This is a genomic window from Desulfobacter sp. (genome assembly GCA_028768525.1).
In the GTDB taxonomy this organism is placed as follows: domain Bacteria; phylum Desulfobacterota; class Desulfobacteria; order Desulfobacterales; family Desulfobacteraceae; genus Desulfobacter.
In genome coordinates, this window is the sequence record CP054837.1 from 4,628,415 (window position 1) to 4,644,455 (window position 16,041).

The following is a 16,041-nucleotide window of genomic DNA, read 5'->3' on the forward strand; positions in this document are numbered from 1 at the left end:
TTGAAAGGAAGACTAAAGTGAAACCCTTATCTCTTTTCTGGATACTTATTTTTCTGGTTACCGCCGCCGTTCCGGCTGCCTTGCCGAGTTCCGGTATGGCTGCCGGGGCTAGTGATCTGGCAGCCCTGGGACAGGAGGCGGTAATTGCCGCAAAGACGGCCCTTGCCCCCCACCCCATCGATGCCTGCATCACCAATGCGGGATCGGCATCTTTTGAAAACAGGCCCGCCTGCCTGCTCCTTGATATTTTAGCCGGGCAGACCAATGCCAGCCCGGGCCGGGGCTCGCTGTTGTCTGTCCACGGCAGCTGGGCGGATGCGCCCTGGGCCGCTTTTATCAGCCGCCCCTCCCCGGAGGAACTGCTCATGGTTCTGGTCCGGATCCGTCCCGGGGGCACCACCCTTGCCGGGCCCCTTGACGTCAGGGTGACGGCGGGCACGGAGTTTGGCCCCTTTAAGGCCGCCCTGGGCAAAGATGCCTTTTCCCTGGTCACCCTGGCCAACGGATGGGCGGACGGCGTGCCTGCCGGACTCATGGCCGGCAGCCTCTACCACGACCACCTCTGCTGCGGGGTCTCCACCGGCTACCTGACCACCCGGTTCATCCTGGACCGGTTTCCCCTGTCCGGCGGCCAGTCCTACATTTATATCGGTGTCCCGGCCTGGTGCCAGGATGATTTGATCATGACCGCCCTGAACCTGACCCCGGGCAAGCACGGATATGTGACCATGAACTACCCCTGGAACCGTCCCTGGCAGAGCTCAGGGGGCAGTTACAAAAACCTGGGGGGCATCATCATCCGCCGGGAGGGCAGGGGGCAGGGGGGAGAGGCCTGGGTCCTTTCCTATAACTGGCGCCCGGAGGACTTTAAGGCCTTTGCCGGGATCGGCGACGGTCCCCTGGACTGGAAGAACAAGCCCTGGCTCCACGTTCTGTACAACCGGTTCCTGGCAACCCGCCTGGACCGGCCCCAGGACTTTGTTTCCGTGCTCAAGCACCGGCGGCTTGACACCGCCGGCCAGATCGACCAATTGATCCGGCTGGGGGCCAATCCCCTTGAAATTCTGCTGGGGGAGGATCCCGGCTGGAATTCCCCCGGGCCCGTTAAATCCAAACCTGAGAAGAAAGGATAAACCATGCTCTTTAAACCCTTCATGCGGGAGGGCTTCATGCCCCTGCCCGTCACCTTTGTCTCCTCCATCAGTGCCGACGGGATTCCCAATATCGCGCCCTACTCCTGTGTCATGCCGGTGCTGCGGCCCCTGGATCTGATCTGCCTGGCCTCGGCAGAAAAGCGGGACACCCTGGCCAATATCCGGGAAACCGACGAATTCGTGGTCAATCTGGTGGGAGAGCAGTTTACGGATAAAGTGATCCCAACGGCCCGGTTTTCTATACCCGAAGAGAACGAGTTTGAACTGGCCGGATTAAGCCAGAAACCCTCGGAAGAGATCCGCCCGCCGGGCATAGCGGGGGCCTACGCCTGGATGGAGTGCCGGCTGGCCGGGTTCCACCGGGGAGAGGGGTATACCCTGGTCATGGGGAAGGTGGTCCGGCTGGAGGTGGACGACGCCTGCCTGACCCCGGATGGCAGTTTGGATCTTGACAGGGCCAGGCCCCTGATGATGACCGGCAGCAAAAAAGGGATGCACTATTGCTCGGCCGCAGATTTGGGCCGGCTGGATCCCTTCGGCGCCATGTTTCCGGACGGCAGGGATCCTTTGGCAAAGACATATGAAGAGAAGTAATTCCGTCACAGGCCGGCCCCGTTAAAAAGGGGCCGGCCTTAGCGGCGTTTAAACAACGGGCCGGGTGAAAAGCCCGGCTCGTTCCACGATTTCGGGCACCTTTTCCTCCCATTCAATGGCCATGATGTGGAAACCGGCCACCCCGTCCACCTGTGCAAGTTCCTGGATATGCTCGATGCAGATCTCGATGCCCTCCTGGGCCTGCTTCTTTTTATCCACGGACCCCAGGCGGCGGATGATCTCGTCGGGTACATCCATGCCCGGGACCTTGTTTTTCATGTACTTGGCCATGCCCACGGATTTCATGGGGGTCATGCCGGCCATGATGAAGGCCTTTTCGCTCAGTCCCCGGTCACATGCCCGCCGCATCCACTCCTTGAACTTGTCGATATTGTAGATGCACTGGGTCTGGATGAACTGGGCGCCGCAGGCGATTTTTTTGGCCAGCCGCGGGATGCGGATCTCAAAGGGATCGGCAAAGGGGTTGGCGGCCGCGCCCACGAAGATGGCCGGGGGGCGCTTGATTTCATCACCGCCCAAAAATTTGCCCTCATCGCGCATGTGGCAGGCGGTCTGGACCAGCTGCATGGAGTCCAGGTCGTGGACATTCTGGCCCTGGGGGCAGTCCCCGAAGCTTTGGTGGTCGCCTGACAGGCAGAGCATGTTGGGGATGTTAAATGATGCGGCCCCAAGGATATCGCTCTGCAGGGCCACCCGGTTCCGGTCCCGGGTGACCATCTGGAGGACCGGCTCAATGCCCTCCTGTTTGAGATGGATGCAGGCCGCCAGGGAGCACATCCGGGTCATGGCGGTCTGGTTGTCCGTCACGTTTACCGCATCCACATAATCTTTGATCAGGCGGCCCTTCTCCCGGATGGCGGACGGATCGCTGCCCCTGGGGGGGCCGCATTCCGATGTCACCGCCATCTGTCCGGATCTCAGTACCCGTGCAAGTCTGCTTGAAGCTGTCCCGTTTTCATTCATAGTTGTATGTCCTCCCGGGTAATGGTTCTGGGGCCGCCGGCCCTGTCCGTTGACCAGTCCTTGATGGGGGCGACCTGCTCGTAATCTTCCAGCCTTCCCAAAGCCTTAAGCCGGTCGATGATGAGCTGCCAGGCGCAGTCCGTATCCGGCCCCAGCTCGCATTTGCCGTTGGCGGATCCGCCGCAGGGACCGTTCATCACCCGTTTGGCGCACCGGGAGACCGGGCAGATGCCGCCGGTTCTGGCCAGCACACATGACCCGCAGGCCTGGCACCGTTCCGTCCACAGCCCCCGCTCTTCGTTGGCGCCCAGGCAGACCGTGTCCACCCCGGGCAGCAGGGGGGTGGCCGTGTAAGTCTCCGCTGCGAACTGGACCCCCACGCCGCAGGCAAGGGAAAGTACGGCATCGTAATTATGGATGCGGCCCCTGATTTCCTCTAAATACTCCCGGTCGCACTGCCGTTCCAGGGTGGCCTTGCCAAAGGTTTTTGCCTTGCCCCGGGCCTGGTAGTGCAGGGTCAGGGCCGAGGCCAGGATCTCCACCTCCTTTTTACCTCCGGCTTCGCACACGGTGACGCATTCGTTGCACCCGAGAATCAAAATCCGGTCATAGGGATCGATTTCGGTGATGATTTCCTCAACGGGCTTTTTTCGTGCAATGATCATGGGATCTCCTTTCTTAAACCCTCAGGCTGCGGTTTCCGACGCGGGAGTGCAGGAACGGGGGATGGGGGTGGGGCCCAGTGCCTGTATCTGCTCGGTCATTTGTGATGCGATTTCTGCGAATCTGGGGCCCATGGCTGAGGATAGGTTGAACATCTCCACCCGGTCCGGGTCCATGCCGATTTTTTTCAGCAGGTGTTTGATCCGGTCAATCCTTGACCGGGCCTTGAGGTTCCCTTCCAGAAAATGGCATTCCCCTTCCAGGCAGCCGGCGATCATGACCCCGTCGGCGCCTTCCTCCAAGGCCCTGAGCACGTGGATGACATCAATCCGCCCCGTGCAGGGCACCTGGATGATCTTGATATTGGACGGATAGGACAGCCGCATGGAACCGGCCAGGTCTGCGGCCGCGTAGGCGCAGTATTTACAGCAGAAACCGACGATCCGGGGCTCAAATTTTTCTGACATATTCCCTCCTTTATCTATGCAGACCAGCGTTATGCAAATTAATCTTTATGCAATCAATTTTTATGCAAAATCAATTTCCTGCACACCAATTCAGGCAAACAGGGCCTTTGCCTTTTCGTTTATCTGGGTATCCGTAAAATGGTTCAATGTGATGATCTTGGCCGGGCATTCGGCCGCGCAGACCCCGCAGCCGTGGCAGAGCGCCGGTTCGATCATGGCGGCGCCGTTTACCACCCTGGGCACCCCGTAGGGGCAGGAGCGCACGCAGACCAGGCACCGGGCGCATTTGTCCGGATCGCTGTTTTCGGCCACCACCCCGCCCACCAGGATGTGATCCTTTGAGAGCACCGTGGCCGCCCTTGAAGCGGCGGCATTGCCCTGGGCTGAGGATTCGTCCAGGGATTTGGGATAGTGGGCCAGTCCCGCCAGAAAGATCCCCTCCGAGGCAAAGTCCACGGGCCGCAGCTTGGCATGGGCCTCATTGAGGAACCCGTCGGCGTTGATGGGCACCTTGAACAGATCGAATAGTTCCTTGTTTTCGTTGGGAATGACGGCTGCGGCCAGGACCAGGGCGTCGGGTTCCAGCAGGATCTCCCGCCCCAGGATCTTGTCCTCCACCGCGACCTCTATCCCGCCGTCCTGGCTTTGGGTCACCTTTGGGGGATTGTCCTCGTCGTAGCGGATGAAGATCACCCCGGCCTGCCTGGCCCGGGTATAAAGCGCCTCCCTTGTGCCGTAGGTCCTGATATCCCGATAGAGCACGAATACGGCCATCTCCGGGTTGGCCGCCTTGAGCTTCAGGGCCTTGACCATGGTGTTGGTGCAGCAGATCTTGGAGCAATAGGGCCGCTTTTCATTCCTTGAGCCCACGCACTGGATGAAGACCATGGCCCTGGCCTTGAATATGCCGGACTCAGGATCGGCCAGTTCCCGGTTCAGGTCCAGGTGGGTGAATACTCGTGGGTGGCCGCCGTAGAGGTATTCTTCGGGCTGGTATTCATGGCCGCCCGTGGCCAGGACCGTGGCGCCGTGGGAGAGGGTGACCGAGGCGGCTTTCTTGTCCGGGCCGGCCACAAGGATCCTGGTGGAGAAATTGCCCATGATGCCGGAGGTTTCCACCACCTCTACGTTGAGGTGGGCATGGATTTTTGCATGGGACCGGACCCTTTGGATGAGGCTGTCAAGGTAGGGCGGTACGGCTTCACCGCTGGCTGTGGTCAGCAGGTGGCGGGCCACCCCGCCAAGGTGGTCCTCCCGTTCCACCAGGAACACCTCAAATCCCTGGTTTGCAGCGGAGAGGGCCGCTTCCATGCCGGCGGCGCCTCCGCCCACCACCAGCAGGGCCCGCACCACGTCAAGGGGCGTCTGGTAGAGGGGTTCGATCCAGTTGGCCTTGGCCACGGCCATGGAGACCAGTTCCTTGGCCTTCTGGGTGGCAAGGTCGGGATTGTTCATGTGGACCCAGGTGTTCTGGTCCCGGATATTGGCCATTTCAAAGAGGTATTTGTTCAGCCCCGCCTCCCGGATGGTCTCCTGGAAGAGGGGCTCGTGGGTCCGGGGAGAGCAGGAGGCCACCACCACCCGGTTGATCTCATGCTCCTTTATCACCGCTTTCATCTTGTCCTGGGTGTCCTGGGAGCAGGTGAAAAGGTTGTCCTCCACATGGACCACGTTGGGCAGGTCCCTTGCAAATTCCCGTACCGCCGGGACATCGGCGATTCCCCCGATGTTGATGCCGCAGTTGCAGACAAAGACCCCGATCCTGGGGGCCTGGCCCGATACGTCGATTTCCGGGGGCAGTTCCCGGGTCCGGGTCAGGGTGTGGCGGACAGGGGCCAGGGTGGCGGCGGCAGCGGCCGCCGCAGCCGATGCCTCCATGACGGACTGGGGAATATCCTTGGGCCCCTGGAAGACCCCGCAGGTAAATATGCCGGGCCGGGTGGTCTCTATGGGGGAGAGGTCCGCTGTGGCGGCAAACCCGTATGGGTTGACTTCAATTTCCAGGGCCTCGGCCAGGCTGCGGTTCTCCTCACCCGACACCAGGCCCACGGAGAGGACCACCATGTCAAAGGTCTCCTGGGCAAGATTCCCCTCCTCGGTGACATACCGGAGCAACAGATTGCCGCTTTCATCCGCCTCTTCCACCGTATGGACCCGGGATCTGACAAACCGGACCCCGTGGTCGTTCCTGGCCCGAAGGTAATATTTATCGAACTCTTTGCCAAAGGTCCGCATGTCCATGAAAAAGACGGCGGTGTCCAGGGGCCCGGGGCTGTGCTCCTTGGCGATCACGGTCTGTTTCACCGCATACATGCAGCAGACCGAGGAGCAGTACCCGTTGTCGCAGGTGTTGAGGTCCCTTGAGCCCGTGCATTGGAGCCAGGCGATTTTTTTGGGCTCGGCATGGTCCGAGGGCCGGACCAGATGGCCCTGGAAGGGGCCCGAGGCCGACAGGATCCGCTCGAACTCAAGGCTGGTCACCACATTGGGATGGGCGGCATAATTATAGGGCGCATGGGGGGCGGGGTCAAAGGGCTTAAACCCCGGGGCGGCGATGAGGGCGCCCACCTTGATCTGCTCTGCCCGGGGCTGCATGAAATGGTCCACGGCCCCGGCCACGCAGGCGTCCACGCATTGGTAGCATTCCGAGCAGATCCCGCAGGACAGGCACCGGGACGCTTCCAGTTCCACCTGTTCCTGGTTCAGTCCCGCCGTCACTTCATTGAAATTGTCCTCCCGTTCCGCGGCCGGCAGCCGCCGGGGGGCCGCCCGGTCAATCCTGGTCACCTCGCTGATATCCGGCTTTTCAAAGGGCCAGTCTTTTTCCCGTCCTTCTTTTAAATCCAGCCCGTTGACAAAGCGGTGGATGGATTCGGCTGCCCGTTTCCCTGAGGCCACGGCATCCACCACGGATTTGGGGCCGTAAAAGGCGTCTCCCCCTGCAAATACCCAGTTGATGGGGGTCTGAAGTGTTATTGGATCGGCCTCGTAACCGCCGGGGCGGGTCAGGGCAATCCGTTCCCTGTCGGCAAATTCGGTCTCAGGGGACTGGCCGATGGCAACGATCACGGTATCGGCGTCGTGGGAGGCGAGCTTGCAGTCGTCAAACCGGGGATTGAACCGGCCCTCTTCGTCAAACACGGCCGTACATTCCTGGAAGTCCACCGCGGCCACACAGCCGCCGTCGCCGTGGAAGCGGATGGGACCCAGGGAGTTGACGATCTTCACCCCTTCCTCCAGGGCTTCCTCGATTTCATAATCCCAGGCCGGCATTTCATCCCGTTTTTCCAGGCAGACCATGGTCACCTCTTCTGCCCCCAGGCGACGGGCGGTGAGGGCCACGTCAACGGCCACGTTGCCGCCGCCGATGACAAGTGTCCTGCCGGAAATTTTCCGGGCCTTGCCCAGGGCGGCGTCCCTTAAGAATTCTGTCCCCATGAGCACCCCCTCAAGGTCTTCGCCCTTGACGTTGAGGCGGCGGGCCCCGTGGAGCCCCGTGGCCATAAACAGGGCCGAATAACCGTCGGATTTCAGGCTTTCCAGGGTGATGTCTTTCCCGAATTCAACGCTGGTCCTGATCTCAACGCCCAGGCGTTCGATGAGGTCGATCTCTTTTTCAAGTTCGGCCTTGGGCAGCCGGTACTCGGGGATGCCCACGGCCATCATGCCTCCCTTTACGGGCAGTTTTTCAAAGACCGTGACCCCGTATCCTTTCTGGGCCAGGAACCAGGCCGCGGTGAGGCCGGCCGGACCCGCCCCGACCACGGCGATTTTTTCCTCCCGGTTGCCCCGGATGTCGGGAAGCCAGGGGGAGTCCGAAGCCAGATCCAGGTCGGCCAGGTAGCGGTGAAGGTGTTGGATGGCCAGGGGCTGGTCTGCATCGCCCCTGGTACAGACAGACTCACAGGGATGATGGCAGACGCGCCCGCATGAGCCCGGGAAGGGATGGTCGGATTTAAAGAGTTGGAGGGCCTCATGGAATTTGCCCTGGTTCATCAGGGCGATGAACCCCTGGACGGATACATGGGCCGGGCAGGTGGCCTTGCAGGGGGCCGTGGACCGTTTGTCCACGGCAAAGGCGCCGGGCATGCCCTGGGGATAGAGCTTGAAGATGGCCTTGCGCTTGGAAAGATTCTGGTCAAAGCTGTTGTCCACCTCCACCGGGCAGGCCTTGGCGCATTCCCCGCAGGCCGTGCATTTGTCCGGATCCACGTACCGGGCCTTTTTTTCAAGGGTGACGGTGAAATCCCCTGCCTCCCCGTCCACGGCGGTGACCCGGGAGAGGGTATGAAGATCAATGTTTAAGTGGCGCCCGGCCTCCACCAGCTTGGGTGAGATGACGCACATGGCGCAGTCGTTGGTGGGAAAGGTTTTGTCCAGCTGGGCCATGGCCCCGCCGATCTGGGGCTGTTTTTCAACCAGGTGGACTAAAAATCCGGAATCGGCCAGATCCAGAGAGGCCTGGATGCCGGCGATCCCCGAGCCGATAACCATAACAGAACCCGCAAGATTCTTTTTTTCCATAAGTATCGTCCGTTTTTAAGGTTTATGGGAACCGGAAGGGGATCTTTCCGCCTTCCGGATGTCGGTTCAACCATGTTCGGGTGATACGTGGAAACCCTGTGAGATCAGTGGTGGGAGGGCAAGGGTAGAGGGTGTCCTTTTAGCCGGCGGAGCAAAGTCCTGAAAAGACCCGCCGCAGATCTTCCTGGGAAATATCGGAAAATAAGGCGGTATCGTCAAAACCTTGGTCCGCGTCCGGCAATATTGTTTTTTCAGCAGGGCGGGCGGCAGCCGCAATCACCTTGAAGGTGTCGGCTTCCAGGGTTGTTTTATGGGGTTTCTTCCGGGTATGGTGATCCAGCCAGGCGTCGCAGCTGTCGTGATCCCCCACAAACATGATGTGGATGTCGGGTTTCTCTTTGATGCAGATGAGACGGAATCCCGATCCCAGGTTAAACTTTAAACTGTTCTTAAGCCGTCTGTCGGCCCGTGGCTTCATCAGGCCGCAGCTTGTAGGCGTTATTCCCTGGACCAGCCTGTCGATAATCTCTCTGGCCCGCTGCGCAGCAATGGCCGGAGCATCTGCCCGGCCGTTGCTTTGGCGCATCATGTCGGTCAACTGGCGTTCAATCTTAGAATAGACGTGAACCTGTGCCGCCATTTTTGCCTCCTAAATGGGGTTAGTAGTGCCTCGAAAACCAGGAAATTTTTCCGAGTACGAGGCGGACAAAAATTTTAACCGGAGGAATACATGACGTATTTCGAGGATTAAAATTTCTGCCCAACGAAGTAATCGGGAACATTTACGGTTTTCGCTAATTGCCGCAGCAGGATCCTGTGCTGCCGCAGGACCCGCATCCCCCGCCCAGTTCCAGGCTGGACGTCAGGTTAAAGCCCATGCCGGTATGGTCCACCTCAACCGGTGAGGCCTGTTCCAGCAGTTTTTTATCCATGATGTAATCGATGCCGTCGTGGGTGAAGACCGCATCATTCTCCGTGGCCTGGTCCAGGGCCATGGCCAGGCTGGGGCCGCCGCAGCCGCCGTTATTGATGAAAATCCTCACCGGCTCGACTTCCTTGCCTTCAAAATAGGCCTTCACCTGTTCCTGGGCTGATGGTGTTACTGTGATCATATCTTCTCCTATGGTTTCATTCCTTTTGTTTGTGGTTTTGCGCTTGAATGAAAACTTGCCCATATACAAGGCGCAAGAAAGTTTGAAACCGGAGCGTACTGGAGTACGTGAGGATTTTAAACTTTTGCAGCAACGAAGTAGATGGGTGAGTTTTCATTTAAGACCTTAAAATTCGCCTGGGGTTTTATTCAGCTCCGCCAGGGTAAAGACCGGGCCGTCGTGGCAGACCAGCTCCCGGCCGATATTGCAGCGGCCGCACATGCCGATTCCGCATTTCATCCGGTTTTCAAGGCTCATGAGGATGGCCTCGTCGGCATATCCCAGCTCCTTGAGCACCGGCCGTGTAAATTTGATCATGATGGGCGGGCCGCAGACAATGGCCACCGAGTCGGCATCTGCCCTGGGCGCGCATTTTTCAGTGATGGCCGGGACAAAACCGGTATGGTAGGCCCAGTCCGGGTCATCCGTGCCGTCCACGGTGATGTGGACGTTGATGTCGTCGCGTTTTTCCCAGGCCTCCAACTCCTCCCGGTAGAGCAGCATGCCCGGGGTCCTGGCCCCGTACACCACGTCGATGTTTTTGAACCGGGAGCGGTTTTCGGGCTGGAGCATCATCTCGATGGTGGACCTCAGGGTTGTAAAGGCGAATCCGCCGCCCACGATGAGGATGTTTTTGCCTTCCAGCTCATCCATGGGAAAGCCGTTGCCCATGGGGCCCCTTAGCCCCATGACCTCACCCTCCTTCATGTTGTGCAGGTGGCCTGTGACCTTGCCCGTTTTGAAAACGGTGAATTTCACCAGGGGCTTTTCCGTGGGGGAGGAGGCGATGCCGATGGGGATCTCGCCCACGCCCTGGATGGACAGCATGCCGAACTGGCCGCAGTTGAAGTCGAAGGCCTTTTCGTCCCCGGGGGAATCAAATTCAAAGGTAAAGGTCTTGAGGCTCTTGTCCTCGGTTTCCGTCCGGATATTTTTGATGGTCACGGGATAGGGCTTATAGGGGTTTTTCATGAGGCCACCTCCTTTGCGCCGCAGGTCTCGTTCATCACCGCCATGACCTTGCGGATATCGATGCCGGAGGGGCACCCCTCAATACAGCGGCCGCAGCCCACGCACATGATGCCGGCATCGTACTTGTCGGCAAAGTATTTGAGCTTGTGCATGAACCGGTTCCGGAACCGCTTGTATCCTTCCTGGCGGGGATTGTGGCCCGAGGCATGGACCGAGTAGAGGTCGGTCATGCAGGAATCCCAGAGGCGCAGTCTCACCCCCTCATCCCCCTGTACCTCGTCCTGGATGTCAAAGCACCAGCAGGTGGGGCAGGCATAGGTGCAGGCCCCGCAGTTGATGCAGGAAAAGGAAAGGGCCTCCCAATGATCGGCTTCGTAGAGGTCCAGGGTGTCCGCCCCGAGGATGCGGCCAAAGGAGGGGGCGGCGTCCACCAGGCTTTCGGCCTCTTTCTTCATGGCGGTCAGCTGCTTTTTGATTTCCGGCCCGCCGGGCTTGAAGCAGGCGGCGGAGGCAAATTCCTTTCCCTTTTTGGTGATGACTTTTCCGATAAAGGCATCCCCTGCATCGGCCAGAAGGATATCCAGGCCGGTTTCGTCAAAGGGGCCGGTGCCGCAGGCCGTGGAGAAGTTGGTGTCAGCAGGGCGTGTATCGGCAAGGCCGATCCTCACCATCTGCTCGTACCGCCGAAGGAAAAAGGGGTCCTTGTAATCCTTGGAATCGAAGTTGAGTTTAAGCAGGTCAAAGGCCTTGGCGTCGTAGGGCCTTATGCCCACCACGGCAATGGGGGATTCTTTAAAGGAACCGGCCTCCATAAAGGGGGCGTCCACACTGCCGTCGTCCCTTTTTTTGGGCACCTTGAAGTGGAACATGGGTTCGGCCTGGGGAAAGAGCAGGGCCTTGGGAGAGAGGCGTGTACGGGTATATTCAAGATCCGGGCACTGGTCTTTTGCCAGGCAGCAAAAGGTATGGCCCTGACGATTTCCGGACTTGTCAGGGACCGGGCCGGCAAGGGTGTAGCTTTTTGCTGCCCTTGCCATGGCGGCCTCAAGATCCTGTTTTTTGAGTATGATATAATTCATTTGATATCCTTAAATCAATTTGAAAGCACGCTTACATGATGAAGTCTTCAGGGTCCTTGAGGTCGAACCGGTCCAGGGGCGGACGCAGGGAAAGATCCATGCCCGTCTCCCAGCCATAGGCTGTTTTCGCATCCTTAATGGTCTTCCGGGTAAAGGTGCGGACCGGGATGTCCATGGGACAGGCCGCCTCGCAGGCCCCGCAGTCGGTGCACCGGCCGGCGTCGTGGAAGGCCCGTACCAGGTGGTAGGTCATGACATCCGTGGGGGCCACGGTCTTGCCCACCCACTGGGGCCTGGATTCGTCCACAAAACAGGTGGGGCAGTAACAGAGGGGACAGGCATTCCTGCAGGCATAACACCGGGTGCAGGCCGAGAGCATCTCCTTGAAATGGATCTCTTTTGCCTCGGGCGTCATGGCCTCTAGGGCGGCGACATCCTCAAAACGGCTTTCGTCCAGGGAAAGTTCCGCCACGGGTTTCCCTGCCATTATATCCGAAATCACCGGATTTCTGCTGATGCAGGTGCGGCAGTTGTCCTGGAGGGTATCCTCTCCGGTAAGGCCTGCTGCGGCCTTGGTCTTATCGGCCATGCCGGTGCAGGGGAGCCCGATGATGTATACCTGATCCCGGGAGTACCTGTTCTCCTGGATCTGGGTGACCATGTTCCGGCTGTCGCAGCCCTTGGCCGTGACCGCGACTTTTTTATGGGTTTTGAACAGTTCAGGGGTGAGGTAAACGGCCAGGTTCATCCGACAGTTGGTGTTGAAGACCAGTTGCTCGGCATCCTGGGCCGTCCGGGCCAGGAAGGGTTCGGTCATATGGGCCAGGCTGCCCTGGCGGTATCCGATGATTGCGTCCACCTTTCCCTTTGCCAGGAGATCCTTTGCGATTCTTTTGATTTTCATCTCCATCAGGCCACCTCCGGCAGTTTTTTGATCAACCGTTTGGCCGGCCCCAGGGCTCTGACTTTTTCGATGACGGTGTTGGCCGTGTCAGCGAATTTGACGCCCTCGGCGGAGGAAATCCAGGAGAACTGGATCCGGTCCGGCTCAAGGCCGGTGTATTCCAGAAGCTCCTTGAGCAGGAAAAATTTTCTGCGGGCGTAGTAGTTGCCCTCTATATAATGGCAGTCTCCGGGATGGCATCCGGAGATCCAGACGCCGTCGGCGCCGTTGCGGATGGCATGGATGATCATTTTGGCGGACACCCTGCCCGAGCAGGGAATCCTGACAATACGCATATTGGGCGGGTACTGAAAGCGGCTGACGCCGGCCAGGTCCGCTGCCCCGTAGGAGCACCAGTTGCACAGGAAGGTGACGATTTTAGGTTGGAATTCGTTCATCTATTATCTCCGTTAAATGGCATGGTCAACCATGGCCATAATCTGTTCTTCTTCAAATCCCGCAAGGCCCGCCGCACCGGACCGGCATGAGGATACGCATACGCCGCAGCCCTTGCAGAGCACCGGGTTCACGGCGACCTTGCCCGCATCCCGTCCCTCTTCCATAAAGGAGGGGGCGTTGTAGGGGCAGACCGTGACGCAGACGCCGCAGGACGAACACTTTGAGGGATCCACGTGGGCGGTGTTGCCAAGGGTCCGGATTTCGGTCTTGGCAAAGAGCCGGCAGACACCCGAGGCGGCCGCCTGGGCCTGGGCGATGGATTCGTCAATGGGTTTGGGGTAATGGGCCAGGCCCGCCAGGAATACCCCGTCCACGGCAAAGTTGGAGGGGGCCAGCTTGACATGGGCCTCGGCAAAGAAGCCGTCGCTGTCCCTGGGCACCTTGAACATCTTGGCCAGGGTGTCGTCCCCGGCAGCCACGGCCGCGGAGGCCAGGACCACAAGGTCGGTGTCGATGGCCACCGGTGCCTGGAGGACATGATCGGTGACTTCGATGCTGATTTGTTTGTCCTGGATGCTGACCTTTGGCTTGTCCTCAGCCCCATAGCGGATGAAGATCACGCCCAGTTCCCGTGCCTTCTGGTAGAGGTTCTCCTTTTCCCCGTAGGTCCGGATGTCCCGGTAAAGGATGAAGACGTTCATTTCGGGACTGGCCTCTTTTAAGTGGATGGCCGAGGAAACCGAATGGGTGCAGCAGATCCTGGAGCAATAGGGGCGGTCCTTTTCCCGTGAGCCCACGCACTGGATAAATACGGCGGTTTTGGCATCCCTGACCCGGGGCTCTTTGTCCATGATCCGGCGGTCCAGTTCAAGGCCGGTGATAATGCCGGGATGCTGGCCGTATCCGTATTCATCGGGCTTATGCTCTTTGGCGCCGGTGGCGATGAGGGCGGCCCCGTGGCGGATCTGGACCTCTTCTCCATTTTCGGACCGGACCGTGGTGTCGAAGTTGCCCACGAATCCGTTGACAGCGGCCAGTTGGGAGGAGAGGTAGACATCGATACCGGGGTGATCGGAAATCCTGGCGGTGAGGTCGGCCAGGGCCGGCTGCACCGGATCGCCGGATGCGGTCTTATGGATGTCAAGGGCGTTTCCGCCCAGGCGGTCTGCTTTTTCAACCAGGCTGACCTTGTAGCCCTGGTCGGCCAGGGAAAGGGCGCCTGTCATGCCGGAGATGCCGCCCCCGATGACCAGCATCCCCTTATCGATGGAGAGGGTTTCTTCCTTGAGGGGAGAGAACAGCGCCACCTTGGAGACGGCCATGGCTACGCTTTCCATGGCCTTGGCAGTGGCCGCCTCGGGATCGTCCTTGTGGACCCAGGAGTTGTGGTTCCGGATGTTGACCATCTCAAAGAGATATTTATTCAGGCCGGCCGCGGCCAGGGTCTCCTGGAATAGGGGTTCGTGGGTCCTGGGGGAGCAGGCCGCCACAACGATGCGGTTGAGGCCCTTGTCCCGGATGATGCCGGAAATGGTCTCCTGGGCATCCTGGGAGCAGGAGTATAGGTTATCGTCGGCAAATTCCACAAAGGGGAGGGTCCGTGCAAAGTCACGGACCGCGGGTACATCCACCACGCCGCCGATGTTGATGCCGCAGTGGCAGACAAAGACGCCTATTTTCGGCACGTCGCCGGTGACATCGTTCTCCTTTGGCTGTTCAACGGTTTTCGTCAGGCTGCCCCGGGCCTCTGAGATGGCGGAGCCGGCACTGAGTGCGGCCGCCCCCGCTTCGATCACGGACTGGGGAATATCCTTGGGGCCCTGGAAGGCGCCGCAGACATAAATACCGTCCCGGGTGGCGGCGGTGGGGGTAAAACTCTGGGTTTTACAGAATCCGTTGTCCGTGAGTTCGATGCCGATGGTCCCGGCAAACGCCTTTGTCTCATCATGGATTTCCATGCCCACGGAGAGCACCACCAGGTCGAAATTTTCGTTGACAATCTTTCCTGTGGATTCGTCCACATATGAGATGGTCTGGAATTTTTTTCCTGTTTCGTCCGGCGCCTCAAACACGGAATGGACCCGGCATCTGACAAAGCGGATGCCGTGCTTTTCCCTGGCTTCGTTGAAGCAGGCTTCAAACCCCTTGCCGTGGGTCCGCATGTCCATGTAGAAGATGGTGCACTCAAGATCAGGATCATGCTCCTTGGCTATGATGGCCTGCTTGATGGCGTACATGCAGCAGACAGAGGAACAATGGGAATTTTTCCGATTATAGCTTTTGGGGCGGTTGATATCCCTGGACCCCACGCATTGGAGCCAGGCCAGGGACCTGGGTTCTTCATGGTCGGACATGCGCACCACATGGCCCTTGTTGGGGCCCGAGGCCGAGAGCAGCCGCTCGAATTCCAGTGAGGTGACGATATCCTTTGAGGTGTGCCAGCCGTAGATGTCGGATTCCCCCGGATGGAAGGCCTTGAATCCCGGGGCCAGGATGACCGCACCCACGTTCAGGGTGAACGCCTTGTCCGTATCCTCGTAGTTGACTGCTCCTGCCGGACAGACCTTGGCGCAGTTGCCGCATTTATCCTTGGTCAGCTTGATGCACTGCTCCGGATCGATGCAGTATTTGAGGGGGACGGCCTGGGCATAGGGCACGTAAATGGCCTTTCGCTTGGCCAGCCCCACATTGTAAAGGTCGGTCACCTTTTTGGGACATTTTTCCACACAGGCCCCGCAGGCCACGCATTTGTCCGGGTCCACATAGCGGGCCTTCTGGAAAATGTCTACTTTGAAGTCTCCCTTTTCTCCCCGGATGTCCTTGATCTGGGCCAGGGTGACCAGCTCGATATTAATGTGGCGGCCCACCTCAACCAGTTTGGGGGACATGATGCACATGGAACAGTCATTGGTGGGAAAGGTTTTGTCCAGCTGGGCCATGACCCCGCCAATGGCAGGGCTTTTTTCCACCATGTATACATAAAAACCTGAATCGGCCAGGTCCAGGGCGGCCTGGATGGCGGCGATGCCGCCGCCGGCCACAAGAACCGATCCGATTGTCTGGACCGATTCCTTTGCTTGAACCGATCCAACGGGTTTGGTACTCATAAAT

Annotated in this window: 13 protein-coding genes; 2 read left to right on the forward strand and 11 right to left on the reverse strand. The window is 59.3% G+C overall.

Features of this window, described 5'->3' with window-relative positions; all coding sequences use genetic code 11:
- Positions 1–17 precede the first annotated feature (17 nt).
- Together HUN04_20405 and HUN04_20410 are read left to right on the forward strand one after the other, a co-directional pair.
- Positions 18–1,133: a hypothetical protein gene (locus HUN04_20405; GenBank protein ID WDP91947.1), complete on the forward strand. Its 1,116-nt coding sequence runs from the start codon at positions 18–20 to the stop codon at positions 1,131–1,133.
- Positions 1,134–1,136: 3 nt separating this feature from the next.
- The gene (locus HUN04_20410) at positions 1,137–1,748 is read left to right on the forward strand and encodes a flavin reductase family protein (protein ID WDP91948.1); all 612 of its coding nucleotides are present in this window, start codon (positions 1,137–1,139) and stop codon (positions 1,746–1,748) included.
- Positions 1,749–1,796: 48 nt separating this feature from the next.
- Here HUN04_20410 and HUN04_20415 read toward each other — a convergent pair whose 3' ends face one another.
- The 11 genes from HUN04_20415 to HUN04_20465 form a co-directional block, all read right to left on the reverse strand.
- A complete protein-coding gene (locus HUN04_20415) occupies positions 1,797–2,732 on the reverse strand; it encodes a methylenetetrahydrofolate reductase (GenBank protein ID WDP91949.1) in 936 nt (311 codons plus the stop codon).
- Positions 2,729–3,397, reverse strand: coding sequence for a methylenetetrahydrofolate reductase C-terminal domain-containing protein (locus HUN04_20420; GenBank protein WDP91950.1), 669 nt, complete (start codon positions 3,395–3,397; stop codon positions 2,729–2,731). Before HUN04_20420 ends, HUN04_20415 begins: the two co-directional genes overlap by 4 nt.
- 21 nt (positions 3,398–3,418) lie before the next feature.
- Positions 3,419–3,862 (reverse strand): hydrogenase iron-sulfur subunit, encoded by a 444-nt coding sequence (locus HUN04_20425; protein WDP91951.1) that lies wholly within the window; start codon positions 3,860–3,862, stop codon positions 3,419–3,421.
- Between the two features lie 90 nt (positions 3,863–3,952).
- Positions 3,953–8,386: an FAD-dependent oxidoreductase gene (locus HUN04_20430; protein WDP91952.1), complete on the reverse strand. Its 4,434-nt coding sequence runs from the start codon at positions 8,384–8,386 to the stop codon at positions 3,953–3,955.
- A gap of 139 nt (positions 8,387–8,525) precedes the next feature.
- Positions 8,526–9,026 (reverse strand): hypothetical protein, encoded by a 501-nt coding sequence (locus HUN04_20435; GenBank protein ID WDP91953.1) that lies wholly within the window; start codon positions 9,024–9,026, stop codon positions 8,526–8,528.
- 154 nt (positions 9,027–9,180) lie between these two features.
- Complete coding sequence (locus HUN04_20440) at positions 9,181–9,498, reverse strand: IscA/HesB family protein (GenBank protein ID WDP91954.1); 318 nt, start codon at positions 9,496–9,498, stop codon at positions 9,181–9,183.
- Positions 9,499–9,663: 165 nt separating this feature from the next.
- Positions 9,664–10,509: an FAD/NAD(P)-binding protein gene (locus HUN04_20445; protein WDP91955.1), complete on the reverse strand. Its 846-nt coding sequence runs from the start codon at positions 10,507–10,509 to the stop codon at positions 9,664–9,666.
- Positions 10,506–11,588 carry a 4Fe-4S dicluster domain-containing protein gene (locus HUN04_20450; GenBank protein ID WDP91956.1) on the reverse strand — a complete coding sequence of 361 codons (1,083 nt, stop codon included), beginning with the start codon at positions 11,586–11,588 and terminating at the stop codon, positions 10,506–10,508. The genes HUN04_20445 and HUN04_20450 overlap by 4 nt, the downstream gene beginning before the upstream one ends.
- Before the next feature lie 31 nt (positions 11,589–11,619).
- Complete coding sequence (locus HUN04_20455) at positions 11,620–12,498, reverse strand: 4Fe-4S dicluster domain-containing protein (protein ID WDP91957.1); 879 nt, start codon at positions 12,496–12,498, stop codon at positions 11,620–11,622.
- Positions 12,498–12,929: a hydrogenase iron-sulfur subunit gene (locus HUN04_20460; protein WDP91958.1), complete on the reverse strand. Its 432-nt coding sequence runs from the start codon at positions 12,927–12,929 to the stop codon at positions 12,498–12,500. The genes HUN04_20455 and HUN04_20460 overlap by 1 nt, the downstream gene beginning before the upstream one ends.
- 12 nt (positions 12,930–12,941) lie before the next feature.
- Positions 12,942–16,037 (reverse strand): CoB--CoM heterodisulfide reductase iron-sulfur subunit A family protein, encoded by a 3,096-nt coding sequence (locus HUN04_20465; protein WDP91959.1) that lies wholly within the window; start codon positions 16,035–16,037, stop codon positions 12,942–12,944.
- Positions 16,038–16,041: the final 4 nt, after the last annotated feature.

Coding starts and splice junctions, on each gene's coding strand:
- HUN04_20425 (WDP91951.1), bottom strand. CDS start 3,862: ATGTCAGAAAAATTTGAGCCCCGGATCGTCGGTTTCTGCTGTAAATAC.
- HUN04_20420 (WDP91950.1), bottom strand. CDS start 3,397: ATGATCATTGCACGAAAAAAGCCCGTTGAGGAAATCATCACCGAAATC.
- HUN04_20410 (WDP91948.1), top strand. CDS start 1,137: ATGCTCTTTAAACCCTTCATGCGGGAGGGCTTCATGCCCCTGCCCGTC.
- HUN04_20440 (WDP91954.1), bottom strand. CDS start 9,498: ATGATCACAGTAACACCATCAGCCCAGGAACAGGTGAAGGCCTATTTT.
- HUN04_20465 (WDP91959.1), bottom strand. CDS start 16,037: ATGAGTACCAAACCCGTTGGATCGGTTCAAGCAAAGGAATCGGTCCAG.
- HUN04_20460 (WDP91958.1), bottom strand. CDS start 12,929: ATGAACGAATTCCAACCTAAAATCGTCACCTTCCTGTGCAACTGGTGC.
- HUN04_20445 (WDP91955.1), bottom strand. CDS start 10,509: ATGAAAAACCCCTATAAGCCCTATCCCGTGACCATCAAAAATATCCGG.
- HUN04_20450 (WDP91956.1), bottom strand. CDS start 11,588: ATGAATTATATCATACTCAAAAAACAGGATCTTGAGGCCGCCATGGCA.
- HUN04_20435 (WDP91953.1), bottom strand. CDS start 9,026: ATGGCGGCACAGGTTCACGTCTATTCTAAGATTGAACGCCAGTTGACC.
- HUN04_20430 (WDP91952.1), bottom strand. CDS start 8,386: ATGGAAAAAAAGAATCTTGCGGGTTCTGTTATGGTTATCGGCTCGGGG.
- HUN04_20455 (WDP91957.1), bottom strand. CDS start 12,498: ATGGAGATGAAAATCAAAAGAATCGCAAAGGATCTCCTGGCAAAGGGA.
- HUN04_20415 (WDP91949.1), bottom strand. CDS start 2,732: ATGAATGAAAACGGGACAGCTTCAAGCAGACTTGCACGGGTACTGAGA.